We start from the raw sequence: 23731 nt of genomic DNA, 5'->3' as shown, positions 1-23731 counted from the left end.
AAAGACGATTCGCGGTCCGCAAACGAACCGACTGTGGAAAAGTCGGCGGCTAGTCGCGTTCCTTCTCGTCGAGTCGGATCGACCATGCCCTCGCGGTGCTTTCTCCACTATTATCGTTCACACTCGGCTGGTCTATAGGGTAGGAGGTCGTCGTGATGTAGCGAACGTAGCCGGTCTTGCGGTTGAGGCGCACGGCCCCGGTGAAGAAGTTGGGATAGGTGCCGGTATGGTCCTTCAGCTTCAGGCTGAACTTGTAGGCGGCCTCGCCCTGGCTCTCGTCCGTGTTCGCGTTGAGATTTTCGCGGTAGGTGATGAAGTAGTTTCGCGGACCGTCCTTGGCGAGAGGGTATTCGTGGCGCAGTTCGGGGCCGTTGAAGCATTGCTGGACCATCGCCAAGGCAAGGGCCATCGACTCCAGAATCTGCGCCGAAGAGGAGTCCGTGGTGGAGTTGTAATCGACGACGGTGGCCTTGGTTCGATCGAACGTGTACAACTCGGTGACGTAGGCGAACTCGCCATCCTGATAAGTTGAGTTGTCCCGGTCGCCTTCCTTGACCTTGTCGAAACCAGTGGTGAAGGCCTCCAGCAGTTTGTTCTGGTTGCGTTTGAGTTTGAGCTTCAGACGGACGAGGTCGAGGTTGTCGGGAAGCTTCTTGACTATCGCGAACGAAAGCTCCCCGGTGAGCGAGAAGTTATCGATGGTGCCAACCGGCGAGCTGGCTCGGCCCTTAGCGCCCATTTGGAACTTCCAGGTTTGGTCAACTGGAGCCGCTGGCGATGCCGTTTGAAGGGTAAACAGGGCCAAAAGCGCACTCGTCATAACCGCATCATATCACAGAAACTACAATTGTAGTCAGTCATTTTTGACGAAAGTGGCGAGGTGGAAGATGAGGAAGAGTTGGAGGTGCCGGGCGGATTCGAACCGCCGAATAACGGTTTTGCAGACCGACCCCTTAGGCCACTTGGGCACGGCACCCCAAAGAGGAATATTTATTATGTCACGCTTTCGGCGTCGGAATGGGGCAACTGCGTGTTCCGAACCACTTATAACGGTATTTCGCCACCACGCCATAGACCCATTTGAAGAATCGACGCGCCAGGCTAACTTTCCGCAACTTGTAAATCCAGCGTCCCCACCAGGGCGCGACCTTCATGGATTCCAGCCAGCCGTCGTAGCCGACATGGGGTTGGCCGTCAATTTCCAGCACCAAGCCCTCCAGCGTGTAGCCCTTCGCCAGGGCTTCGTTGGACTGAAGCACATCGACGTGAAGCGGTTGCCCTGCCTTCTCGGCCCACTTCTCGATTCGAAGCTGGCTCGTATGGCAGAGGTTGCATCCTCCATCGTAGTAGAGTGTCCACTGGGCCATCATCTCTATTCTACGTCGCTCGGGGGCCGATCGGCACGGTTATCCTGCCGGATTGCCGACCTTCGTTATCGAGGGATCGTAGGAATAAGAGAACCCGCCGTCAGCGGGGCATACTATTGAGCAAATGGCGCGCTTTCAAACCTTCACTCCGGCGCGCGCACTCAGTTTTCTGAAAAACCCCGAGTCGAAGTTCTATCGGGTCTTTCGCTATCGCGATTTCCGCCTCCTCTGGATCGGCGCTTTTCTTTCTTTCGTCGGCTCTTGGGTGCAGAACGTCGGCCAAGGCGTTTTGGTGTACGACCTGACCGGCAGTAAGGAGCGTCTGGCCCTGATTTCGCTGTGTTCGATGATCCCGGTGACCTTACTCGGCCCCTTCGCGGGGAGCTACGTGGACAAAATGAACAAGCGCGCGCTCCTGGCGTGGAGTCAGGTTCTTCTGGCTATGACTGCGCTCTTGGTGGCCTATCTGACCTGGACCAAGACCGTTCGGGTGGAGCATCTTTTTGTCATCGCCTTCCTCAATGGCATCGTGTCGTGCTTTGAGATGCCGGCGCGCCAGGCGACCGTGAGTTCAGTCGTGCCCAAGGAAGATCTTGCCATCGCCATCCCCTTTCAGGGTCTGACCTTCAATCTGGCCCGCGTGTTTGGGCCAGCCCTGGCGGCTCTGCTCTTGGTGCGGTTTGGGGTCGATTCGTGCTATCTGATCAATGGAATCTCCTTCATCGCCCTCATCTTCGCCGCATTGGCGATCAAAGCGGACCTGAGCGCCAAAGCCGACCGCACCTCGGCAATGTTCGACCTCATCGTCGAAGGCTTTCGGTACACCTGGCGCGAGAAGCGTCTGCGGATGCTCTTTTTGCTGGAAACCGGTCTGTCGTTCCTCGCCCTTTTCTATCTGGTTCAGATGCCAGCCATCGCCAAGGACATGCTTCACATGGGCGACGAGGGCGTCGGCATCGTGACCACCGGCGTTGGGATTGGGGCGATCTTGGCGCTGATCATTGTGGCCAAGACGGCCGACGACGACATCAAAGGCTTGCTGATCCGAGGCAGTGTGACCCTCGTGACGATCGGCTTGTTGCTGCTCTCTTTCGCCACGACCATTTGGGTAGCGATGCCAGTACTGATTTTGCTGGGCCTCAGCAACGTCACGATTTTTAATACCTGCAACTCTTTGTTTCAGCAAATTGCGCCCGAGCACTTGCGCGGAAGGGTCATTTCGATGCACATTTGGGCTCTCAGCGGCATCGGACCGATCGGCGTTTACCCGTTCGGATGGATCGCGGAACACAAGGGTTTGCCGTTCGCCTTACAGCTTTCTGCTGGACTCATGGTGTTGTTAACCATCTGGGCTTGGACAAGTAAGCTCTCTTTAGAGGCAAAATAAGAGAAGATGTCTCGACGAGACCGTGACGAATTCTTTTGGCAGGGCGTATCCGATCTGAGCAAGCTCAGCGGTGAGCTTTCGAGCGCGCGCCCGCGGCTGGCGACCAAGAAGAGTTGGGAGCCCTTGGTCGACCTTACCGAAGAGACCGAGCGGCTGGTGCTGAAGGCCGAACTGGCAGGCGTGAAAGGCGACTCGGTCGACCTGCTGTACATTCCTGAGCAACACGCGATTCTTCTTCGGGGAATGCGGCACGAGGATGTTGAGTCAGAACAGGAGCGCGTCGGCGTATTTCAATTAGAGATACTTTATGGCGAATTCGAGCGTGAGGTTGCTCTGCCGCCCGACGTTTCCGTCGACATCAACGATATCCGAGCGATCTTCCGAAACGGAATGCTCATTGTCCTGATTCCTAAGAAGCCGTCCGCACCCCAGCAAGTTGTCATCGAAACAGAATAAATGGCTGATCTAAAACTACCCATCGAAGACCAAACGACCGATTCCGAACCGGAACGGCCACCTATCGTGCATGATGTGATGCCCGATGAGGAGGAGCGCAAGCCCGTCGTTCCCGAGGAGATCAGCATTCTGCCGCTGCGAGACAGCGTGATCTACCCGATGCTGATCGCGCCGCTGAGCATCACGCGCGAGGGCGGCGTGAAGCTCATCGACGATGCGGTGAGCGGCAATAACCGTGTGATCGGCGTGGTGGCCCAGCGCGACCCGCAGCTAGACGAGCCTGGTTTCGACGGCGTTTTCGACTACGGATGCGCGGTGATCGTGCGGACGCTGGTGAAGCTGCCCGACTCTGTTCGGCTGATCGTCCAGGGCATCCAGCGCTTTAAGATCGTGGAGCGAATCACCGAGGCGCCGTACATGCGGGCGCGAATCGAAGCCATCGACGAACCGGAGATGCCGGCCGAAGGGGCCGAGGAGATCGAGGCCCTGCGCCGAACCGTCGCCTCGATGTTCGAGCAGGCGATTCGCCTTTCGCCGGGTCTGCCGGACGAACTGCGGTCGCTGACGCAGGCGGTCAACGAGACCAACGTGATGGCCGACTTAGTGGCCGCGCACATGCACTTCAACGTCGAGGATAAGCAAAAGATTTTGGAAACGTCCGATCTTGAGGATCGGTTGAAGAAGCTCCTTGAGATGCTGGTGAAGGAAGTTCGGGTTTTGGAGCTGACCTCGAAAGTCCAGACCGAAGTCAACGCCGAGCTGAGCAAAAACCAACGCGAGTATTATTTGCGCGAGCAACTAAAGGCGATTCAGCGAGAACTGGGTGAAGGCGACGACCGAGGCGATGAACTGGATGATCTTCGATTGAAGATCGACCAAGCCAAGCTGCCTGCCGAGGCGCTGAAGGAAGCGAATCGCGAATACGACCGGCTGAAGCGGTTGAATCCTGGTTCACCCGAGTACTCGGTGGCGAGAACCTACATCGAGACCCTGACGGCTCTGCCCTGGAACGAATCGACGGTCGATAACTTGGACTTGAAGCACGCCCTCGAGGTGCTAAACGAGGACCACTACGGCCTGGACAAGATCAAGGATCGAATCGTTGAGTTTCTTGCCGTGCGCAAGGTGAAGACGGACGGCGTGATCCGCCAGCCGATCCTTTGCTTTGTCGGACCTCCCGGCGTGGGTAAGACCTCGCTCGGCCGATCCATCGCCGACGCAATGGGCCGCAAGTACGCCCGAATGTCGCTGGGCGGCATGCGAGACGAGGCCGAGATTCGCGGCCACCGCCGAACCTACATCGGGGCCTTGCCCGGACAATTGATCCAGACGATTCGCCGGGTTGGCACCAATAATCCCGTGATGGTCCTGGACGAAATCGATAAGCTCGGCAACGACTTCCGCGGCGATCCCTCTTCGGCGTTGCTAGAGGTTCTGGACCCGGAGCAGAATTCGACGTTCCGTGATCACTATTTGGATACGCCGTTCGATCTTTCCAAGGTGTTCTTCGTAGCAACCGCTAATAGGTTGGACACAATTCCACCTGCCCTCCGAGACCGAATGGAAGTCATCGAGCTTGGCGGCTATACCGAGGAAGAAAAGGTCCAAATCGCCATTCGGCACCTAGTGCCGAAGCAGGTGAAGGAGCACGGACTGCGCCCTTCGCAGATTGCCTTCAAGCCAGAAGCGATTCAGAAGCTCGTTCGCCACTACACGCGGGAGGCGGGCGTTCGAAACCTGGAGCGCGAGATCGGAAGCGTGGTGCGAAAGGTCACTCGCCAGTTCGCCGAAGGGCGAACCGCCAAGCTGACGGTCACCGAAAAGTTTGTTGAGACCGCTTTGGGTGCGCCGCGCTACCTTCACGATCTTATCAATGAACGAGAAATGATCCCCGGCGTGGCGGTTGGCCTCGCCTGGACTCCCGTCGGCGGCGATGTGCTCTTTATCGAGTCCACCGAAATGCCGGGAACGAAGGGGCTGATCGTGACCGGTCAGCTTGGCGACGTGATGCGCGAGTCGGTTACTGCCGCCCTTAGCTACATTCGATCGCACGCGAAGGAACTGAAGATCAACTCAGAGCAGTTCGAGAAGAACGAAATCCACGTCCACGTTCCGGCGGGGGCAGTGCCCAAGGACGGTCCCAGTGCGGGCGTGACGATGCTGACGGCGTTGGTCTCGTTGTTTACCAAACGTAAGGTGAAACATCGCCTGGCGATGACGGGCGAAATCACCCTCAGCGGTCAGGTTTTGCCGGTCGGAGGCATCAAGGAGAAGGTGCTGGCCGCGCAACGGGCCGGAGTGCAGACGTTAATCTTGCCCGACCAAAACAAGAAAGACTATTATGAGGATGTTCCCGCCGCTATCCGCGCCTTGCTGAGTGTGCATTTTGTGGATCGGGCGGAGCAGGTTTTGCGGTACGCCCTGGAGAAATAGATGCTGGAGACGCCCACGCGTGGACGATTTCTGAAGGAAGAGCGCTTTTTGGTGTTCGAGCCGGATCGGCTCTACATGGGCCTCGTTTATGCGTGCATCGGCGGCGGCGCTTTGATGATGGTGTACGGCGTCGTCACCTTCAACACGTGGTTCCTCAGCGTCGGACTCATGGTCTTTCTCGCTGGAATCTGGGCGAATCTATCGCTGGTTCGAATTCGATTTGACCTCAAAAATCGCACGTACCGGCGGAGGCAAGGCCCAGGCTTTGTGCCCCGCTTGTGGCAGGGCACCCTCGATGAAATCGACGCGCTGGTTGTGGTGGCGTCACCTTCGCTGATGGCCCCCGGAGCGGCGAACTATCACCTGGTGCTCCACTGGAAGCAGGGCCGGGCTCCGCTGATGGTTCTCGAAACCGAGACCCGACTTCCGGCCGGCTCAATCCAGATGGGCGGACAACCGACGGTTGCCCGCGCGGCCAAGTTTGCGAGCGCGATGCGCATCCCGATCTACGACAACACCCAACAGATGAGCGCCCACCCGGTGACGATCTGGTCCTAGAACGACTTGCCGAAGGCGGTCATCACGCGGTGGGCGACCTCAAAGTAGATGATCAACCCGGTCGCATCGACGAACGTCGAGATGAACGGCGCGCTCATGACCGCCGGGTCGATGCCAAACCGCTTCGCCGCGATGGGTAACACCGAACCCACCGTCGCCGCCCACAAGATGATGCACGGGAGCGATAGGGCGACGGTCAGGGAGAAGTAGAGCGGTTGTGACCAGCCGATAACCGGTAGCGCAACCCTGGCAAACCCGATCAGGCCCAGCGTCGCGCCGATGATCAGCGCAACCGAAAACTCCCGCCGAATGACGCGGAACCAGTCACGAGATCGGACGTCGCCAAGGGCCAAAGCCCGCGTGATCGTCGTGGTGACCTGCGAACCGGCGTTACCGCCTGCGCCGATCAGGAGCGGCACAAAGAGCTGAAGCTTGGCGATGATCGCAAGTGAAGCGGAAGGGTCGTCGTCGGCATCCTTGCCCAGGTAGTGCCGCAATACGCTGCCGGTTAGGAACTCGGCGACGAACAGAACGACGAGCCAAGGTAACCGGCGCTTGACCAATTCCACGATCGACAGCGCGAGGTAGTTTTCCGCATCGCCCGTGACGCCACCCAGCATGAGGACGTCTTCGGTCTGTGCCTCTTCCAGAATCTCCTGGGCGTCGTCAGCCGTGATGATGCCGAGCATTCGCCCTCGATCATCGAGGACGGGAACCGCCGAGAATCCGTAGCGAGCAAGCACGCGCGCAACCTCTTCTTCGGGCATGGTGGCGTTGACGGTGATGATGTCAGCCGACATTACGTCGCGGGCGAGGGCGTTCGGTTGGGCCCGGATAACCCGCTTCAGCGTGAGCAATCCGAGGAGGTGCCGATCCTCGCTGAGGACGTAAATGTAGTTGACCGTCTCGAATTCTTCATCGTTCGTATTCCGAATTAAATTCAAGACATCGCTCATCGTATCCGTCGGAGCAACCTCGACGTAGTCTTCGGTCATCAACTGACCCGCCGAGTTTTCGGGGTAGCTCAGAAGGCGACGAATTTCTTGGGCGTCTTGGTCAGGAATGACGTGAAGAAGCGCCTCGAATCGTTCGGTAGACAAACTATCTCGAAGATCGAGCGCGTCGTCCATCGGAAGGATGTCGAGGTAGTGGGCGACGGTGGTATCGGGCAGCTCGGCGATGATCGAGCGCGAGGTGTCGTCGGGGAGTTCGACCAACACGTAAGCGGCCGTCTCCGCGTCGAGCTTGCGCAAAATCGCCAGCCCAATTTCAAAATCGCTGCGTTGAATGGCGTCCGCTAAATCTTCTGGACGCACGTTTTCGAGTTGCTCTCGAACTTTGTACTTGTCCTCTTCCTGCGCAAGGTTAGGAAGGCGGTCTACTAAGGCCTGCTCATCGGTTCTCATGACGGTTCTCCTGTTTTTGGTAACGGACCGCCACGAATGCGAGCGATCCTAGTTGGTACTGCTTGGTTCCATGTTGTTATCCCCACTTCTTGGAATTGGAATGGGTCTCCAATAATATTGGCACGCAATCAAAAGCAAAAGATAGTTGAAGACGAAAGTTCCGAATTTATTCGATTTCGGCCCGGATGGCCTTCCACAGGCTCGGATTAATGGCCTTAGGAACGATTTCTAGGATTCGTTTCGTCTGCCGAACATATCGCTCATGCTTATCGCCCGTGCGCGTGATCTTGGATTGACGAACATTGGCGAGCCGATCCGCGAGCTTGACCGACTGAGCGTCTGAACTCATTTTCTCAATTTCGGAGAGGAGCATGTTCGCACGCAGTTGCCACACATCTTTCTTGGACATTCCTTCGATTTCTGCCGCAGTCGGCTCGGTTCGAGTTAGCTCAACCACAAGTTCTTTAATTCGTAATCCGAACAAAGAGTCGATCTCCTCGGCTTCGGTTGCCGTTTCTTCGAGAACATCGTGCAGGGCGGCGGCGCACAGCAAGTCCTCGTCGACCACTCCGCCAACGTACCGAAGGAGGGTGCAAACCTCGACCGGATGGGTGATGTACGGCAGGCCATGATCACCCTCTCGATAGTCGTCAGCGTGCTTTTCGGTGGCGTAGCGAATTGCTTTCGTCAAAAGGCTATATGGCATGTCTGATTATGCAACCATTAATTGTCAATGGTTCGAACCTACGCCGCGGCGGATATCGGAAGCAATACGGCCCACTTATTGGTGGCCGCAACGGACGGAGAACTGGTCATGCGTGTCGACAACCTGAACGAGTGGATCCCCCTCGGTGAGGTGGTGACGCGGCATGGCGAGATTCCGAAAGATGTTACGGAAATGTTAATACTCGCCATGAAAGAGTTCAAAAGAGTGGCGACGAGCAAAAAAGTGTCCGGGTTCTACGTCTTTGCTACAGAAGGAACCCGAATGGCGCGCAATCATCGGAGCGTTCTTGACAAGATTCAGAAGGAAACCGGGGTTAAGGTCGAAGTGATCAGTCCGGAAACCGAGGCTCAATTGAGCTTCCGCGGGGTGTTGCTCGATACGCGGAACATCGGCGCAGAAATCCTTTTTGAAGTGGGCGGAGGAAGCGCGCAGATCGCCCTCATCGACGATGATAAGATTTTGGAGCAGGTTTCATTACCCATGGGTACGGGGCGGGTCATGGCAGAAACCGGTCTCGCGAACCCTTGTCCAGCCTATGCGATGAAGGCGGCGCAGACCTACATCAATCGCCGCTTGAAGGATTGCCCATTGGAACACCAGTCGAAAGTCGCGGTGATTTCTGGTGGCGTAGGGCGGGGTTTGTGGCGGGCCCTGCATCCGGACGGAGAGAAAGTTCTGCATCGATTTGAACTTGAATATCTGCTCCGCGTGGTCGAGAGCCTCTCGACCGATCGCATCTCCTCCCGCTTTGCAGTGAAGCCCAAGCGCGCGGGAACGCTGTTGCCCGGCTGCCTGGTCTACCTTGCGCTCATGGAGCGCTTTGGTGTAGAAGAATGTGTGGTCAGCGAATTTGGGGTGCGCGAAGGCGCGATTCTGGAGATGGCAGCGGGCAGGATTAGCGCGTGAGTAAGGAAGGACGAAAGAAGGCGCAGGCCGACCCGGATTCTCGCTTTCTCAATCGCGAATTATCTTGGCTGAACTTCAATGAGCGAGTGCTATGCGAAGCCACCAACCCGTCGAACCCCCTGCTGGAGCGTCTGAAATTCCTTTCGATTTTCGACTCTAACTTCGACGAGTTTTACATGGTCCGTGTCTCCGGCCTCATTGAGCAGGTCGGGTCGGGAATCGAAACCCTCTCACCCGATGGCCTGACGCCGCGCGAACAGTTGGAAGCTATCGCCGAGCGCGCCATTCCATTGCGCCAAAAAGCGGCGAGGATCTTTGTTGAGGACATCCTGCCTCAACTCGACAAGGCGGCCATCCACCTTCGAAATCTGCGGAGCATTCGTGCGGAGAAACTGCACGAACTCGACGACTTTTTCACGCGCGAAGTCTTCCCGCTCTGCACCCCGCTGGTTCTGTATCCGGCCGTGTCGGTGCCGTTCATCTCCAATCGCTCTCTCAACATCGTGGTGGAAATCGGCAAGCCGGGCGAGGAGCCGCGACTAGCCCGGCTCAAGGTGCCGACGGTTATTCAGCGGGCGATCCGGCTGACGCCGAAGCGGTACGACTACGTTTTTCTGGAAGACCTGATCATTCGCAATATTCAGAGCTTCTTTCCGGGACTGACGATTCGCGGCGCCTACCTTTTCCGCGTCGTCCGCGACGCGGATATCGAGATTCGAGAATTGGAGGCGGGCGACCTCATTTCGATGATCGAGGAGACGATTCGGCTCCGCCGGTTCGGCGATCCGGTCCTGCTTCAGGTGCAGGAGAATATGCCGAAGCATATTCGCGAGCTGCTGATGAGCCTGCTGAACCTCGATCCCCAGGACATGATGGTGATCGATGGTCCGCTGGGCATGGAAGTCTTTTGGGAGCTGGCGAAGATCGACAAGCCAAGCCTGAAGTACGAGCCGCATCTCCCTTATTTGTCCGAGCAACTATCAACCCATAAATCCATCTTCGAACAGGTGTCGCAAAAAGACGTTTTGCTCCACCATCCGTACGATTCCTTCAAGCCGGTGGAAGAGTTCATTGGTTCGGTCGCCAAAGATCCGAGGGCCTTCGGGATCAAAATTTCCCTCTACCGGGTGGGTAGCGAATCGCGAATCGTCGAAAGCCTGCTCGATGCCGCCGAAGAAGGCAAGCAGGTGGCGGCAATGGTCGAACTCAAGGCTCGATTCGACGAAAGCAATAACCTTGTTTGGGCGAGAGCGCTGGAGCGGGCCGGTGTCCACGTCACGTACGGCTTTTCCGAGATGAAGACGCACGCCAAGCTGTGCCTGATCGTTCGCCGCGAGGCCGACGGCTCGCGGTCCTACGCGCACATCGGGACGGGCAACTACAACCCGGTGACTTCGCGCCTTTACTCCGATTTGGCCCTCTTCACCTGCAACGAAGAGATCACGCAAGACATCGCCGAATTGTTCAATTACCTCACGGGCTTCAGTCAACAATCGCAATATCGCCGTTTGCTGGTTGCCCCCGTGAACCTTCGAGAGGGAATTCTGGAACGGATTCATCGCGAAATCCAGAATAAGAAGAGCGGAAAGCCCGCTCGCATCATCTGGAAGGTCAATGCCCTGGTCGATCCCGAGGTCATCGAGGCGCTGTACGAAGCCTCGGCGGCGGGTGTGAAAGTCGACCTGGTCGTCCGCGGCGCATGTTGTTTGCGACCGGGAGTGAAGGGGCTCAGCGAGAATATTTCGATCACGTCGATCATCGGTCGATTCCTCGAACATAGTCGCATCTACTACTTTGAAAATGATCGGTCTTCGGAAATCCTGATGGGCAGCGCCGACGTCATGCGTCGCAACCTCGATCGCCGAGTCGAGGTACTGGCTCCGGTGCTCGACGAGCAGTTGAAGAAGCACATTCGAACGCAGATTCTCGATATCTGTCTGGCCGACAACGTCAAGGCTTGGCGACTGGGAAGCAATGGCGAGTACTCGAAAGATCGACGCAAGACCGAGCCCGAGATGAACTCGCAAGAGTGGTTTATGCAACACCCCACCAGCCGGTAGACGTCCCAAAGACGTAGACTATGGCAGTGCTTGGCTTGCTTTTCCTGCTTCAGACGAACCCGAGCTTCGATTTTGAGGTTCAGCCCAATCAAGGGTTAACCGTGACGGCAAAGGGGATCCCGATCATCCGGGGTTCCGGTTTTCAGTACTACGCTCCGGGCTGGAAAAAGGGTTATTACAGTTCCAATTGGCAAGGTCAATCGGTGCGAAAGATCGACGACGACACCGTTCAAGCCACCTTTCGGAACGGAAGCGCCTCGGGCCAAGTGACGTACAAGCGAAGTGGCGACAAGCTGTTGGTCGATTACACCTTCAACTGGGACAGCGACGAGCAGGCCGAAATCGAGCTGAACGAGGGCCTGGTTTGGGTTCCCCCATTCCAGGATGGGAGCATCACCCTAGATGGTGCCGCCCGCACACTGCCCCAACTCGCCCCGCGTGGCGGGCTGGATAAGCGACTCCTCGGCAAGCCCGCGCTCTCTACCACCTTAACCGGGATGGTCGCGAAGGTAACCCTGACGTCGAGCGAAAGCATGTCGACCTTCGACGGAAGGAAGTACGACCAGGATTGGGCGCAGAGAGCGCCGGTCTACTGGCAGGGAATTCTCGACCTGCCGATGAAGAAGGGCGAGCCGAAGCGGGTGCACGCCGAATACACGTTCGACGTCAAGGATTCGGTCAAGGGAACGCCGAAGGTGCTGATGATCCCGCCTATGCCGCTCGCCGACGCTGTTCTACCCGACGAATCGATTCCGCCCCTCATCCCCAACCCCAAGATGTCCATCTTGGACTACGGAAACACGCTCACCCTCACTAATCTGTGGCGACTGCCAGCGGGGCGACCGAAGTTCTTTGACCTGTTCCGAGACGAGCTGGATCGTCATTTCGAGATGCCTGCGCCCGGCACGTTGCCGGATCGCGTGTCGTTCGACGGTGGAATGTCCGAGTTCAAAAAGCCGCCCGGGACCTACCACCTCAAGATCACCAAGGACTCCATTTCGGTCTACGGGCAAGAGGCGGCGGGCCTGCGCAACGGCATCTATCGCCTGATCCAATTGGCGTTCGTGAAGGACGGAAAGGTCTGCCTGCCGACGGGCGTCATCGAGGATGAGCCGCGTTCAGATTTTCGCGGGGTCCACCTGTTCGTCGGACCCAAGGCCCTGGAATTTCATCAGAAGCTGTGGGCCAATGTTCTGCGCCCGCTCGGATTCAACAAGGTTGTGCTCCAGTGCGAGCGGACCGACTGGAAGGCCCTGCCTGGTGTACACACCAACATCACGATGAGCCAGACGGACCTCGTCAAATTGTTCAACTGGTACCGGTCACAAGATGTCGAGCCGATCCCGCTCATCCAGAGCTTCGGGCACATGGAATGGCTCTTCGCCAATGGCAAGAACCGCGACCTGGCCGTCAATCCCGACAATCCATACGCCATCGACCCTCGTAAGCCGGAGGCTCGGGAACTCGTCGGCAAGATTTGGGACGAAGCCATCGCCGCGCTCCACCCCAAGACGATCCACGTTGGGCTCGACGAAGTCGATATGATCGGCTTCCCCAAGAAGGACCCGGCGCTCGTCACCGACATGTGGAAGACACTTCTGCCTTTCCTAGGGGACGTGGCCAAGCGCAACCAGGTCGATCTGATGCTGTGGGGCGACGAAGGGCTCGCACCCGGTGAAGCCGTCGACGCAACCAACGGAACCGACGAGGAGAACGCGCTGGAGCGGCGCAAGGCGATCCCGAAGGGCTCCTTCATCGCCGATTGGCACTACAAAGCGGATGAGGACCACGCTCCGTTCTTGAAGTCGCTTCAGACTTGGAAGCTGATGGACCTAGTGCCGATCGCCACGACTTGGTATCGGCCGGAGAATATTCGTGGGTTCGATGTTGCCGCCGATGTCGAGGGGACAGGAACGCTTCAGACCACGTGGAACGGGTACGAAAGCAACGAGGACAACATGCTCCGCGACCTGGACCAGTACTCGGCGATGGTGCTCGCCGCCGACTACGGCTGGAGCGCGCGCCTCGATAAGATCAATGAGCTTCCTTACGACCCGATGGCGGTGTTCGCCAAGATGTACAACGTTCACCAGACGCCGCTGACCGCCCAGCCGGGCCTGGCTATCGGACGAGGGGACATCTTCACCTGCGGGAACATCAAGTTCTCCAAGCTGACCGAGTCCTCGCTGACGGGCATCCTGCCCAGCGACGCCAACTCGCCCGATACGTTTGAGATCAAGCTTGCCGGCAAGGCCCAAGAGGTCGCGGTTGCTCTCGCCTGCGATATCGAATCGCCCAACGCCGAGACCATCGGCGAGGCGACGCTGACCTACCAGGATGGCACGACCGAAAAGACCGAGCTGAGGTACGGCCTGCACGTCCGAGCCGATAGTGACGACAAGGCGACGTTCTATGGGGTGCGAGACAAAGGCCGAACCTGCCTGCGCATCCCGGCTCAGGCGAAGGACCTGCGCAGTATCACCTTCACCGCCGCCAACCGCTATTCGGGTCTGCGGGTCGATGGCGTGACGCTGGTTCCGATCAAAGGTAAGTAGCGTCGTCGATCATGGCGACCAGCTCTTTGACGCGCTGAGCGTCGTGGGCTGGCGCCAATAGAACGGCGTCGCCGGTCTGAACCATGATGACGTTCTTCATCCCGACCGCGGCCAAAACCCGGTCCGACGAGTCGTTGTAGAGAACGCATCCGTTACAGTCTTTGGCCGAAACATTGCCGATAACGACATTGCCGTCGAGGTCCACCGGCATGGTGCGGAACAAGGAATCGAACGCGCCGACATCGTCCCACGGGAACTGGGCTTGCACGACGTAAACGTCCTTTGCCTTCTCCATCAGCGCGTAGTCGATGCTGAGGTTGGGGATCATTCGGAAGTGGTCGGTGGCGGCTCCGTGGTCCTCGCTCGTGAGCGATCCCGCGACCAAATGCAGAGCGTCGTGAGCGCTGGGCTCGGCGTTGGAAAGCTCAGAGAGGAACGCTTTCTGGGTCCAAAAGAACATGCCGCTGTTCCAAAAGAAGTTGCCGCTTTCGACGAACGACTTTGCTGTCTCGAGGTCTGGCTTCTCGCGGAATCGAACCACTTTTCGCGCTCCCTTTCCGACTTCTTCGCCTCCCTCGATGTAGCCGTAGCCGGTCTCGGGCCGGGTCGGCGTAATGCCCATCGTCACAAGTCCACCGGTCGATTCGGCCAGCGAAAGCGCCTGATCGACGGTCGCGCGAAAACGCTCGGGCTCTTCGATCTTGTGATCGGCGGTGAGGATCGCGATCGAAATCTCGTCGTGTCCACGGGCGAGAAAGTTGGCCGAAACCCAAGCCAGACAGCCAAGCGTGTTGCGCTTATCCGGCTCGGCAAAAACGTTGTTGACGGGCACGATGCCCGCGCTGTGGATCGGCTCGGCCAGATGCGGCGCGGTGGCGATATACACGTTCTCGGCCCCGACCAGCGGCGCGATTCGGTCCACGGCTTCGTGGAGCATTGTTTTTTCGGGATCGGTCAGCCTTAGCAATTGCTTGGGTCGTCGTTTTCGCGAGAGGGGCCAGAACCTCTCGCCGGAACCTCCGGCCATGATCACCGCTACACGCATATCGTCTATGATTATTGGCCCATCGGACGCAGAATCATCCGAAAATGCCGATAATCCTTAATAGTGAAGGTCCAAAGTCGTCCCATAATGGCAGTCATGGTGCTTGCGTTCCTCCTCGGCTGCTCCAACTCGACTTCGACGGCGGCGGCCACGATTCCCCAGACGACCGGCCCCTCAGTTGGCGACGCGGCCAGGGTCTTAGTCGTGATGAACGAGTCGGATAACGACAGCATTCGGATCGCGGGTTACTACCTGAAGAAGCGGGGAATTTCGAGGGATCAACTCGTGGGGATCAAGACCAGCACGACGGACAATATTTCGCCCGACCGATACAAGAGTGAGATCGAAACGCCGATCCGCGCCGCCCTGGCCAAGAATCCCAAGATCGATTTTATCGTGCTGACTAAAGGAATTCCGCTCCGCCTGGTCGATGAGGGCGGCTACTCGGTAGACGCCACCCTCGCGAGCATGGAGCTGAACTTCGCCCCGATCGGACAAACGCCGGGCAAGTTCGGCATCACCGAGGCGAACGCCGAAGACGCGATCAAGCGCTGCCGAAACCCCTACTTCGCCGCGAAGGAGCCGTTTAGCCACAAGCGCTACGGCATGTATTTGGTGACGCGCCTAATTGGCTACTCTGTCGAAGACTGCCTGAAGCTGGTGGATAACTCGGTGGCGGCGAAGCCCAGCGAGGCCCCGATCCTGCTCGACTCTCAGCCGAAGTTCCAGCCCGGCTCGGGCTACTGGCCGTTGGAAGAGAGCATGCTCCACGCCAACGAAGTGCTCTCGGTCAAGAACATCGCCGTCGATTACGACAAGACCGAAACCTTTAGCGACGATGGCGGCACTCCGCTGGCCGGGTACGCCAGTTGGGGGAGCAACGACAAGAACTACGACCCGGTCGCCTACCATAACCTGAAGTTCGTTCCCGGAGCCATCGCCGAAACGTTCGTTTCGACCAGCGCGCGGACGTTTACGCCCACCAAGGGCGGGCAAAGCCTCATCGCCGACCTCGTCCAGCAGGGCGTCACCGGAGTCAAAGGCTACGTCAGCGAGCCGTTCACCTTCGCCCTCTGCCGCACGGAAATCCTTTTCGACCGGTATGAGAGCGGTTTCAATTTGGCCGAAAGCTTCTATGCCGCAAGCCCAATCGTGAAGTGGAAAGACATTGTCGTGGGCGACCCGCTCTGCCGACCGTACAAAAAATAAGCTATAAATAGCTTCAGTGTTAATCGCGCTCGCCGTTTTGGCTTTCCTGCTTGGGTCGATCCCGTTCGGCGTCATCATTTGTAAGGCCAAGGGTGTTGATATATTCAAGGTTGGGAGCGGAAACATCGGCGCAACGAATGTTGTCCGTGCGGTAGGACCCACGCTTGGCGGCCTCGTTTTCCTGCTCGATGTGGCCAAAGGGTTTGTGCCCGGCATCCTCGCCCACTTCCTGATTCAGGGTGAGCCGCTTGGTCTGAATATCCAAGTGTGGTCGTTCATCTTCGGCGCGGTCGCGATGCTGGGCCACATGTTCAGCCCTTGGATCGGCTTCAAAGGAGGCAAGGGCGTGGCGACCGGTCTTGGTGCGGTGCTGGCCTCGATCCCTCAGACCGGTTTGCTGGCGATGGTGGTCATGATCATCGTCACCGTGCCGACCCGATACGTCTCGCTGGGGAGCATCGTCGCCGCTCTTTCGGTGATCCCAATTTCCGCTCTCGTGGTGCACGATTCGCCGCAGATGCGGCCGTTCTTGGTGATTTTGGCGGTGTTCGTGGTCTACCGGCATCGTTCCAACATCAAGCGGCTCCTCAACGGAACGGAAAACAAGTTCAATTTCCGCAAGAATGAGGATAATGAAAAGAAGGGCGAGGAACGTCGAAACGACGAAGATGGCCGTCCTTAGCTAGTTAATATGCTTCCTCTAGCCGACTTACATGCGCCCATGGGATCGTTTTTCCCATGCCTCATGTTCCTGGTCCTGCCGCCCTTTTTCATCTATCTGATGAATCGGTCGATCATGGGCGAAATCGGCTGCGCGACCGCACTCTTGATGACGGGAACGTCGGTCTATCTCTTCGGGATCATCTGTCTCATCGATGACCCGTACCTGCACTACGCGGCAATTGCAGGAATCATTAGCCTCCTGATAGGGTTACCAGTATTAACCGCAATAACCGAGAAATGGGACGACCGCCAAATGGAGTCGGAACAGATCAAGATTTGCTACCAACAAATCCGTATGAATCCGCAGAACGCCATGGCCGCCTTCCGACTCGCGCAGATTCTTCATAAGAAGGGTGAGAAGCACGTCGCGATCGCCATTGCGGATGGGTGCATCCCCCACATGGCCCCACACCTTTTTCGGGAGGAGCATAAGCAATACGTCTATTGGAAAAACACCGCCGACCCGACTGCACCGACGGAGGTGCAGTGTGCAGGATGCCGAAAAATGGCTCCGGCCGGCGCTCTGATCTGCCCGCATTGCCTGGGTTCGCTCCACCTCGACCGCGCGCAGAAGTTCAATGTTGCCACCAATAAGAAATCCCAAAAAATCTTCGCGGTTTGGGTCACGATCTTGGTCGTGCTGTTCGCGATTCCCCTGCTTCGCGGGGTTACTCCGGCCATCGCCGTTCCCAGCGTGCTTGTCCTTTTAGGGCTTGGCATCGGCGCGGTGATCTCGGCGTTTGACCTAGGATTTCACAAGAAGTGAAGCGACTCGACCGGTACGTGTTTCGCGAAATGCTTCCCCCATTTTTGATGGGCGTCCTCATCGTCGTGGTCATGTTCCAGGCCAACTACTACATGGCGCTGGGCAAAAACGACCTCACTCGCCATGTGCCGCCGATGGCGATCATCAAGATCATCTTTCTCGAAACTCCGGGCTTCCTCAGCCAGACGCTGCCGATCGCGGTCTCTTTGGCGGCCTCGTTGGCCCTTTCGCGCATCGCTCGCGAGTCCGAACTGACCGCGATTCGAAGTGCGGGTGTGCGAGTTATGCGCGTCCTCGTGCCCGTGGCGCTGTTTGGCCTGCTGGTCGGGGTCGGGGACTACTTGGTGGTGGACAAGGTCACGCCGCGCGCTTCGCGGGCGAGCTACGAGCTTCAAACCAACGTCAATATTCTCGCCAGCGTCGGCGACTTCATTACGAACGTTCAGCTGAAGCTCCAAACGTACACGGCCAACATCGGCTCGGTGACCAAAGAAAAGGGCGACAACGACGGCCTGAAGCTGAAGGACATCATGCTGATCGAGCGGCCCGAGCCGGGCGAGATGACCGCGATCATCGCGCCCGAGGGTTCTTATCGGCAGGGCCTATGGACCTTCAACGACGCCCGCACCTACCGGTTCCACTCCAAGACCAACGCCCTCGACATGCTGGTCTCCAAGGTCTTCCGCATCAACCAAAAGGTGGCGGTGCGCGACCTGATCATGGCACCCGGACCCAAGGAGATGGGGATCTCCGAACTGCGCCAGAAGATCCAGGACCTCAAGAAGCTCCAGCAGTACACGCGGAACCTGGAGATCGAGTACCACATCAAGTTCAGCACTCCGGCGATGTGCTTCATCTTCGCGCTGGTCTCACCGATTTTTTCGATCCGATTTGCCAAGCAAGGCGGATTCATCGGCGTGCTGGTGAGCATGGTGATCGTGCTCTTGTACTTTAACGCCTGGGTCATTTCGACGCAGATCATCGGCAAGAATCCGTCGGTCAATCCGGCGGTGGCGGCCTGGCTCCCCAACGTGCTGTTTCTCATCGCGGGCCTCATCGGCCTCAGGAGTTTGGAGTGAAATATGTTGCGCTTGGGCTCGTTCTCGTCCTTGGCCAAGCCGGCCAAGCCCAAGTCTCTGCTTTCGGGAGCCTGACCAAAGCTCTGCAAGAAAAAGGCGTCATCAAGTTTAAGCAATCCCTACCTTTCGGCGAGGTGAAGCCTGGACCCCAGGTCTCCAAGCTTCCGGCATCCGACGACGAAAATGGCGTGCTCAAGATCGTTGACTACGGAGACATTAACTCGAACGGTGACGAGATCGAACTGACCAACGGAGCCGAGATTGTGGACCGTGGCTTTCGGTGCCTGGCCAATCGGATCGTTGGCAACAAGGTCACCGAAATATTCACGTGCTCGGGCGACGTCCGTATCATCGGCCAGGACGAGACCATCGTCGGCGAATCGATCACAGTCAACTTTAAGAACAAAACGTTCTCCGCCACGTACGGTAAAGCTCAGATCAAGCCGAATGCGCTGAAGAACCAGGTCCTCGACGACATCTTTCTGTCCGGCAAGCAGGCGTACGGCAGCGAGAAGAAAATTTACGGCGTCGATTCGGTCTTTACGACCTGTGATCTCGACAAGCCCCACTTTCATTTTGATGCCGATAGCAGCACGATCGACCCTAACAAAGAGGCGATCCTTCACCACGTAAGGATCAACATTCTGGGCCGAAACGTGATCACATTGCCGCTGCTGTGGATTCCGCTCGGCGACCGAAGCTTCAAATACCTGCCGCAGTTTGGGCACTCGACCGACGAAGGCTACTACGTCAAGAACACGTACGGATTCCCGATGCACGGCGACGACCGAGGCGCGATCCGCACCGACTACATGTCGAAGTTGGGCTACGGTCTGGGGGCCAATTACTTCTACCGCAACGCCAACATGAACGGCATCGCCCGCATCTACGGCGTGTTCGGTGACTCCAAGACGGTGACGATCAGCAACCAGCACGAACAGCGAATCGGCTCTGCCACCCTCCTCATCGACAACGACATCCAACGCAATAACTACCTGACTGCACCGGGCTCGACCCTCATCAACACCCGAGCTCAACTGAAGCTCCCCAAGTTCACCAGCTTCTCGTTCAGCCAACAGCAACAGAGCGCGTCGTCGTACAGCAGCTACAACCAAACCATCAGCATGGCCGACACTCGGCAATGGGGCAAGACGAACACCGCCTTCAACCTCACGTTCAATAACACTGGCGGAACCTCGAGCTCGCGCCAGACCGCCGATGTGCGGTTTAACGGAAGCAAAGACGTCGGCAAGGGGTCGTTCTCGCTGGAATATCAGCGGACGATTCCGATCGGTGAGGTCACCAACTTTTTTCCAAGTTCCGACAAGACTCCCGTTCTCTCCTTCAAGTCCGATTCGTCCAAGCTATTTGGCCAAGACTTCATGAAAACGCTTCCGTTTCGAACCGAACTGAGCGTCGGCGAGTACCTCGACCCAATCCTGAAGCAGCGGGTGAGTCGTGGTTTGTTCGACATGCTTTTTAATCGGGCGACGCGCGACAAAGGCAACTGGAAGTGGGACTTCAATGGCGAATATCGGCAGACGCTTTACTCCGACGACACCGCTCTCTACCGCCTGAACATGGGCCAGGGCGTCTCGTACGCCATCGGCAAGAAACTGTCCGTCAACCTGCGCTACAGCTACCTCCGCTCGTTCGGCTATAGCCCTTTGGCCATCGACCGGTCGGGCCTAACCAACGTCGCGACCCTCGATGTTTCGTTCATGAAGAACTCCAAGTCGAGCTTTGGCGTGCAGACCGGATACGACTTCATCCGAACATCGACCGGCCTGGTTCCGTGGCAACAGGTGGGCATTCGCTCTGAATACAAGCTGGGCAACAACTACAGCCTGCGAACGCTGACGAATTACGACACTTACAACATGAAGTGGAGCAACTTCCGCATCGACAGCACTTGGCAAACGCCGACGATGTCGGCTTCGATCGGCGCTCGATATGACGGGATTAACCACTCCTGGTCGACGATCAGCGCCTACCTCGACGGCGTGGAATATGGCAAGACGAAGCTCGGAACCGTGCTGAACTTCAACGGCTACACCGGACGGTTGGACACTCAGCAGTACAACCTCGTGTACGACCTGCACTGCGCCGAGGCGATCTTGACCGTCTCCGACTACGGCACCGGCTTCCGGGCCGGACGAGAGATTGGTTTCTTCATCCGCCTAAAGGCGATCCCGTTCGACTCCAGCTTTGGCACTAACCGACGTGGATCGGCGGTCGGATCGGGAACCGGCTTCGGCTTCTAAGAACTCGCGCTGGAATAGTGGCGCATCGAGTAGCGCCACCACAGGCGGCTGAGCAAGAAGAACGCCGCCGAAATGAGAACACCCTCGATCGTCACCATCGGGTTTGCGCCGTTGACGAGTTGGAGCGAAGGGAAGTAGGAGAAGAACGCGACCGGGAGCACAAACGACAGGAGGAACCGCAGGCCGTTCGGATAGATGTCCATCGGGTACCGGCCGAGGCCGGTGATGGTTTCTCCCAGCACCCAAAGGTTGTCGATGCGGATGAAGTAGATGCCCGTCGTCATCAGCAGCAATTGAAAGCCATATAGGTTCACCGCCGCGCAGATGACGCCGATGACGTACAGCAGGAACTGGTAGGCGGAGGGAAACGGGTGGAAGCCGATCAGCGAGATCACGACCAGTGTGACGCCGCCCAGAAGCGACCCGATTTCGGCGAAATTGAACTTGCGCATGCTGATCCAGAACTGGGAATCGACCGGCTTGGTGATGATGAAATCGAGGGTGCCATTGCGAACATGGTCGGGGATTTCCAGCACCGAATACGTCAGCAGATTGCTAAACGACCCCACGATATAGAGCGTGGCTCCGAGAATCTGCGCTCCGCGTTGGTCCCATCCCGCCACCGTCTTCACTTGGCCGTAAACCACGAAGAGGATGACCAGAAAGAAGCCGAACCAAGTCATGTTCTGCAGAATCTTGGCGATGAAGTTGGCGCGGAACTGGAGCTCGCGGGCGAACGAGGTTTTGAAGAACGTGCTGTAAATCTTCCAGTAGCGGCGCACCATTTTGAATCATACTTGGATTCGTGGAGCTTTTGAAGTTCTTGTTCGCCGGGCTGATCGCGTTGCTGTCGGTCGAGCTTGGCGGTACGATCCTGCGTCGTTTGAACTTCCAGGGAGGCTCCCTGCTGTACTACAGCCTGGGCGGCCTCATCGGCATGGGCTTGACCGGCACGCTCTACGGCTTCCTTTTCCTCATTCCTGGTGGGGTTTCGCACTGGACCATCGTTGTGGTATCTGCCCTGCTTTTCGTCCTCACGCTGAAGGGCATTTGGGGCCTCAAAAAGCGGGAGCCGATGACGGGTGAGAGCAGTAAGTTTCTGCCGCTCGCCGCGATTTTGCTTCTCGTGGTTGCGCTGGTGGGCGTGCTGACGCCGTCCACGTCCCTCGACTGGGACTCGCTGGCGTACCACCTCGCGGTGCCGAAGATTTGGATTGGCAACCACCAAGCCGGGCCGATCAGCTTCATCCACCACAGCAACTTCCCGGCTGCGGTCGATTCCTGGTTCGTGGTGGGTGAGCTCATCGGCGGTCAAACGGTGGCGAAGTCCTTTGTTTGGTACTTCACATTGTCCGGCGTGGGGGCCATCGCGGGCTTTCTCGGCGAGAAGTTTTCGCCCAAGGTTGGCTGGCTGTGCGCCCTGGCGTTCGTCGGAATTCCGATGGTGATGTGGGAGTCCGGCACGGCCTACATCGACGTCGCCAACGGGCTCTTTGCCGGTTTTGGGTTCGTCTACGCCGCTCAGTACATCGATAAGAAGGAGAAGGGCGACCTTTGGCTCGCGGCCATCCTGCTGTCGCTGGCGGCGGGTTCAAAGTACACCGGACTTCAGAGCATCCTCGTCGCGAGCTTCGTTGCGTTGGTCTTCGCCTCGAACAAAGTCGACGCAATCAAGATGGGCAGTTTTGCCGGCCTCATGGCCCTGCCGTGGTACCTCAAGAACTGGTTGCTGGTCGGCAACCCGGTCTACCCCTTCTTCTACTCGGTTCTGGGTGGCAAGAATTGGGATGTGTTCCAAGGCCAAATCTATTCGGAAGAGCAACATACGTTCGGCTACCACGGGGTGACGAACCTGGGCCAAGGCATCCTTGGGCTGGTGACGTCGCCCGGGCGATTCACCAACCCTCAGCCGCTGTTGGGCGGAGGTTTTGCGTTCGTTTCCCTGGGGTTTGCCGTCTTCGCCGGGGCCGTTCTTGGCGCGGTCAAAGGGCTGGTGTCCAAGTTCGACCGGGGTCTGGCGGCCATGATCCTGCTTCAACTTTTGGCTTGGTTCTTCCTGAGCCAGCAGAGCCGCTACATTCTGACGCTGATCGTCCCGATGCTGTACTTCCTGGCGCGCGCCCTCTGCTGGAAGCCGGTGGGCAAGCTCGTGGTTGGGGCCGTGGTGATTCAGGCGATCGCCGCGCTTTGGGTGTACAAGGAGAACATCGTGACCGAGCGACTTCCGGTGCTGGTGGGTGGACTAACCAAGGACGAATTCCTCGGCGGATACAGCCTCGAAGATGGAACCCATGTGCCCGGCAAGGTCGATACCTATCAGCTTTCAAAGTTCATCGATAACGATCCTACTGTCCAGAAGGTTGGCCTCTTTGATGAGGTTTTTGGCTATTACCTGAACAAACCGTACTTCTGGGCGACGCCGGGCCACACCACCGAATTGGGCTACGCCGACATGCAAACCGCCGATCAACTGGTGGACGCGCTAAAGAAGCAGGGCATCACTCACGCCTACCTCAACAACGTTTTTCTGCGAGCGAACCCGGACGAATATGAACTGTGGAATCGCGCCGCGGGCATCGATGGCGAGCCGGTTCCGTACACCAGCGAACAGCGGCAGGAGAGAATGAAGGATGAACGAACGAAGTGGCGGGTGCTGTTTGCCGAGGCGATCGTTTCCAAAAAGCTAACCCTCGTCAATCGCTTTTCCCAAAACCGATTCCTCTTCAATGTCGAATAGGCGTTCGTTACCAGGTTCGCGGGAAATCGCAGAAAAGGTATCCTCGTAGAGGT

Annotated in this window: 19 protein-coding genes and 1 tRNA gene; 13 read left to right on the top strand and 7 right to left on the bottom strand. The window is 57.7% G+C overall.

Annotation, left to right across the window (positions count from 1 at the left end; all coding sequences use genetic code 11):
* Positions 1–49: 49 nt before the first annotated feature.
* The 3 genes from GC165_17480 to GC165_17470 all read right to left on the bottom strand — a co-directional run bounded on the left by GC165_17480 (position 50) and on the right by GC165_17470 (position 1370).
* Positions 50–820, bottom strand: a complete 771-nt coding sequence (locus tag GC165_17480; GenBank protein ID MBI1334664.1) for a hypothetical protein — start codon at positions 818–820, stop codon at positions 50–52.
* 79 nt (positions 821–899) lie between these two features.
* Positions 900–976 (bottom strand) — tRNA-Cys (locus GC165_17475).
* 22 nt (positions 977–998) lie between these two features.
* A complete protein-coding gene (locus GC165_17470; protein ID MBI1334663.1) occupies positions 999–1370 on the bottom strand; it encodes a DUF393 domain-containing protein in 372 nt (123 codons plus the stop codon).
* A gap of 121 nt (positions 1371–1491) precedes the next feature.
* Here GC165_17470 and GC165_17465 point away from each other — a divergent pair, with 121 nt between their 5' ends.
* The 4 genes from GC165_17465 (at position 1492) to GC165_17450 (ending at position 6201) form a co-directional block, all read left to right on the top strand.
* Entirely contained in the window at positions 1492–2754 is a 1263-nt protein-coding gene (locus GC165_17465) for an MFS transporter (GenBank protein MBI1334662.1), read from the top strand.
* 6 nt (positions 2755–2760) lie between these two features.
* The gene (locus GC165_17460) at positions 2761–3210 is read left to right on the top strand and encodes an Hsp20 family protein (protein ID MBI1334661.1); all 450 of its coding nucleotides are present in this window, start codon (positions 2761–2763) and stop codon (positions 3208–3210) included.
* Positions 3211–3288: 78 nt separating this feature from the next.
* Positions 3289–5643 carry an endopeptidase La gene (lon, locus tag GC165_17455; protein ID MBI1334660.1) on the top strand — a complete coding sequence of 785 codons (2355 nt, stop codon included), beginning with the start codon at positions 3289–3291 and terminating at the stop codon, positions 5641–5643.
* Positions 5644–6201, top strand: coding sequence for a hypothetical protein (locus GC165_17450; GenBank protein ID MBI1334659.1), 558 nt, complete (start codon positions 5644–5646; stop codon positions 6199–6201).
* Here the strand turns inward: GC165_17450 and mgtE are convergent.
* Positions 6198–7607 carry a magnesium transporter gene (mgtE, locus tag GC165_17445; protein MBI1334658.1) on the bottom strand — a complete coding sequence of 470 codons (1410 nt, stop codon included), beginning with the start codon at positions 7605–7607 and terminating at the stop codon, positions 6198–6200. The two genes, GC165_17450 and mgtE, sit on opposite strands and share 4 nt — an antisense overlap.
* Before the next feature lie 166 nt (positions 7608–7773).
* Positions 7774–8313 carry an HD domain-containing protein gene (locus tag GC165_17440; protein MBI1334657.1) on the bottom strand — a complete coding sequence of 180 codons (540 nt, stop codon included), beginning with the start codon at positions 8311–8313 and terminating at the stop codon, positions 7774–7776.
* Positions 8314–8340: 27 nt separating this feature from the next.
* Here GC165_17440 and GC165_17435 point away from each other — a divergent pair, with 27 nt between their 5' ends.
* Genes GC165_17435 through GC165_17425 form a run of 3 tightly spaced genes read left to right on the top strand, consistent with a single transcriptional unit; the run spans position 8341 to position 13855 of the window.
* Positions 8341–9240, top strand: a complete 900-nt coding sequence (locus GC165_17435; protein MBI1334656.1) for a hypothetical protein — start codon at positions 8341–8343, stop codon at positions 9238–9240.
* Positions 9237–11300, top strand: a complete 2064-nt coding sequence (gene ppk1, locus GC165_17430; GenBank protein MBI1334655.1) for a polyphosphate kinase 1 — start codon at positions 9237–9239, stop codon at positions 11298–11300. The genes GC165_17435 and ppk1 overlap by 4 nt, the downstream gene beginning before the upstream one ends.
* A gap of 26 nt (positions 11301–11326) precedes the next feature.
* Complete coding sequence (locus GC165_17425) at positions 11327–13855, top strand: hypothetical protein (GenBank protein MBI1334654.1); 2529 nt, start codon at positions 11327–11329, stop codon at positions 13853–13855.
* Here the strand turns inward: GC165_17425 and GC165_17420 are convergent.
* The gene (locus tag GC165_17420; protein ID MBI1334653.1) at positions 13842–14912 is read right to left on the bottom strand and encodes an NTP transferase domain-containing protein; all 1071 of its coding nucleotides are present in this window, start codon (positions 14910–14912) and stop codon (positions 13842–13844) included. The two genes, GC165_17425 and GC165_17420, sit on opposite strands and share 14 nt — an antisense overlap.
* A 75-nt stretch (positions 14913–14987) precedes the next feature.
* Between GC165_17420 and GC165_17415 the strand changes: the two genes are divergently transcribed.
* From GC165_17415 to GC165_17395, 5 genes are read left to right on the top strand one after another with little or no spacing between them, the layout of a single operon-like run.
* Positions 14988–16109, top strand: a complete 1122-nt coding sequence (locus tag GC165_17415; GenBank protein ID MBI1334652.1) for a TIGR03790 family protein — start codon at positions 14988–14990, stop codon at positions 16107–16109.
* Between the two features lie 16 nt (positions 16110–16125).
* Entirely contained in the window at positions 16126–16791 is a 666-nt protein-coding gene (gene plsY, locus GC165_17410) for a glycerol-3-phosphate 1-O-acyltransferase PlsY (protein ID MBI1334651.1), read from the top strand.
* 39 nt (positions 16792–16830) lie between these two features.
* A complete protein-coding gene (locus tag GC165_17405) occupies positions 16831–17598 on the top strand; it encodes a hypothetical protein (GenBank protein ID MBI1334650.1) in 768 nt (255 codons plus the stop codon).
* Positions 17595–18677, top strand: a complete 1083-nt coding sequence (locus GC165_17400; GenBank protein MBI1334649.1) for an LptF/LptG family permease — start codon at positions 17595–17597, stop codon at positions 18675–18677. Before GC165_17405 ends, GC165_17400 begins: the two co-directional genes overlap by 4 nt.
* Positions 18674–20941, top strand: coding sequence for a hypothetical protein (locus tag GC165_17395; protein MBI1334648.1), 2268 nt, complete (start codon positions 18674–18676; stop codon positions 20939–20941). Before GC165_17400 ends, GC165_17395 begins: the two co-directional genes overlap by 4 nt.
* Here GC165_17395 and GC165_17390 read toward each other — a convergent pair.
* Positions 20938–21726 (bottom strand): hypothetical protein, encoded by a 789-nt coding sequence (locus tag GC165_17390; GenBank protein ID MBI1334647.1) that lies wholly within the window; start codon positions 21724–21726, stop codon positions 20938–20940. The genes GC165_17395 and GC165_17390 overlap by 4 nt on opposite strands.
* 20 nt (positions 21727–21746) lie before the next feature.
* Between GC165_17390 and GC165_17385 the strand changes: the two genes are divergently transcribed.
* Positions 21747–23678: a hypothetical protein gene (locus GC165_17385; GenBank protein MBI1334646.1), complete on the top strand. Its 1932-nt coding sequence runs from the start codon at positions 21747–21749 to the stop codon at positions 23676–23678.
* Positions 23679–23731: the final 53 nt, after the last annotated feature.

It is taken from the genome of Armatimonadota bacterium (genome assembly GCA_016125185.1).
In the GTDB taxonomy this organism is placed as follows: Bacteria; Armatimonadota; Fimbriimonadia; order Fimbriimonadales; family Fimbriimonadaceae; genus Fimbriimonas.
Note: the sequence above shows the minus strand (reverse complement) of the source record. Positions and strands in the feature narration are given on the sequence as shown.

Excerpts from the sequence above, each read along its gene's own strand:
- GC165_17480 (MBI1334664.1), bottom strand. The coding sequence starts at position 820 with ATGACGAGTGCGCTTTTGGCCCTGTTTACCCTTCAAACGGCATCGCCA.
- GC165_17470 (MBI1334663.1), bottom strand. The coding sequence starts at position 1,370 with ATGATGGCCCAGTGGACACTCTACTACGATGGAGGATGCAACCTCTGC.
- GC165_17465 (MBI1334662.1), top strand. The coding sequence starts at position 1,492 with ATGGCGCGCTTTCAAACCTTCACTCCGGCGCGCGCACTCAGTTTTCTG.
- GC165_17460 (MBI1334661.1), top strand. The coding sequence starts at position 2,761 with ATGTCTCGACGAGACCGTGACGAATTCTTTTGGCAGGGCGTATCCGAT.
- lon (MBI1334660.1), top strand. The coding sequence starts at position 3,289 with ATGCCCGATGAGGAGGAGCGCAAGCCCGTCGTTCCCGAGGAGATCAGC.
- GC165_17450 (MBI1334659.1), top strand. The coding sequence starts at position 5,644 with ATGCTGGAGACGCCCACGCGTGGACGATTTCTGAAGGAAGAGCGCTTT.
- mgtE (MBI1334658.1), bottom strand. The coding sequence starts at position 7,607 with ATGAGAACCGATGAGCAGGCCTTAGTAGACCGCCTTCCTAACCTTGCG.
- GC165_17440 (MBI1334657.1), bottom strand. The coding sequence starts at position 8,313 with ATGCCATATAGCCTTTTGACGAAAGCAATTCGCTACGCCACCGAAAAG.
- GC165_17435 (MBI1334656.1), top strand. The coding sequence starts at position 8,341 with ATGGTTCGAACCTACGCCGCGGCGGATATCGGAAGCAATACGGCCCAC.
- GC165_17415 (MBI1334652.1), top strand. The coding sequence starts at position 14,988 with ATGGCAGTCATGGTGCTTGCGTTCCTCCTCGGCTGCTCCAACTCGACT.
- GC165_17405 (MBI1334650.1), top strand. The coding sequence starts at position 16,831 with ATGGGATCGTTTTTCCCATGCCTCATGTTCCTGGTCCTGCCGCCCTTT.
- GC165_17390 (MBI1334647.1), bottom strand. The coding sequence starts at position 21,726 with ATGGTGCGCCGCTACTGGAAGATTTACAGCACGTTCTTCAAAACCTCG.